The 1,396-nt window shown below is 53.2% G+C and carries 1 protein-coding gene; it reads left to right on the top strand.

Going from position 1 to position 1,396, the window contains the following annotated elements; translation table 11 throughout:
* Positions 1–334: 334 nt before the first annotated feature.
* Positions 335–1,396, top strand: a 1,062-nt coding sequence (locus AC6F7T_RS02020; RefSeq protein ID WP_500716301.1) for an acyl-CoA dehydrogenase family protein, incomplete at its 3' end; no start/stop codon positions are given.

The raw sequence follows: 1,396 nt of genomic DNA, 5'->3' as shown, positions 1-1,396 counted from the left end.
TATCCTTGCGCAGGGCCTTTGGATCCTGTGGCAAGGGTTTTTGTCGCCATGGACGGCGACAAAAAGCGGTCATGGATGACCCAACGGGAAACAATCGCGTCCCTTGACATAGGATTCAAAGGCCCGGTGCTGAACAGATACGATAATACTTACAATACGTTGATGATAAGTCTGCAATTGGATGTGCTTGAACGCTGCGGGTAACTGTTTGAGCGAAGCGAGTTTTACCCGCAAGAGAAAGTACTCCAATTGATAGACGATTAACTTATCTATGTTGATGAAGCTCACACCCCTTTAAATTATTTGCGAGGTACTTATGATGGCTGGAAAAATCATGAAAGGCGGAGAATTTCTTATTGCCGAGACAGCATGTCAGGATGTTTTTACCCCGGAAGATTTCAGCGACGAGCAGCGCGCTTTCGCGGAAACGACGGAAAAATTTGTCACCGATGAAATCCTGCCTCATCTGGAGGAGATTGAAAATCAGGAGTTCTCCTACGTCGTCGCCGGCATGCGCAAATGTGGCGAACTCGGCCTGCTGATGATGGATGCCGCCGAGGAGGATGGCGGTCTGGAGCTGGACAAGGCGTCGAGCATGCTGGTCGGAGAGAAAATCGCCACCAGCGGCTCCTTCTCCGTCGCCTTTGCCGCCCATACCGGCATCGGCACTCTGCCCCTCATCTATTACGGAACGGCGGAGCAAAAGGAAAAGTATCTGGAAAAGATCATCAGCGGCGAGTGGTGTGCAGCCTATTGCCTCACCGAACCCGGTTCCGGCAGCGACGCCTTAAGTGCCCAGACCTCTGCCACCCTGAGCGAAGACGGCACCCACTACCTGCTCAACGGCACCAAGCAATACATTACCAATGGCGGGTTTGCTGAGCTGTTCACCGTTTTCGCCAAGATCGATAAAGAGCACTTCACCGCTTTTCTGGTGGAGAAAAGCTTTCCCGGCCTGATCGTCGGCAACGAAGAGAAAAAAATGGGGATCAAGGGCAGCTCAACCACCCAGATCATTCTCGACAACTGCCAGGTGCCGGTAGAAAACGTTCTTGGTGAAATCGGCAAGGGCCACAAGATTGCCTTCAACGTCCTCAATATCGGCCGCTTCAAGCTCGGCGCCGGGGTGACCGGTGCAGCGAAAATGGCTCTCGGTGAAGGCATCCGCTACGCCAACGAGCGCAAACAGTTCGGCCAGCCGATCTCCGCTTTTGGCGCCATCCAGGAAAAAATTGCCGATCTCACCGCCGCCATCTATGCCTCGGAGTCACTGGTTTACCGTTTGGCTGGATTGCTGGACGACAAGCTGGCCACCATCGAACAAGGGATCCCCGACTATTACGAACAGTATCAGAAGGCCATTGAAGAATATGCCGCCGAGTGCGGCATCTCCAAG

Source organism: Pelovirga sp., assembly GCF_059864205.1.
This window is presented reverse-complemented; position numbering and strand designations above follow the sequence as displayed.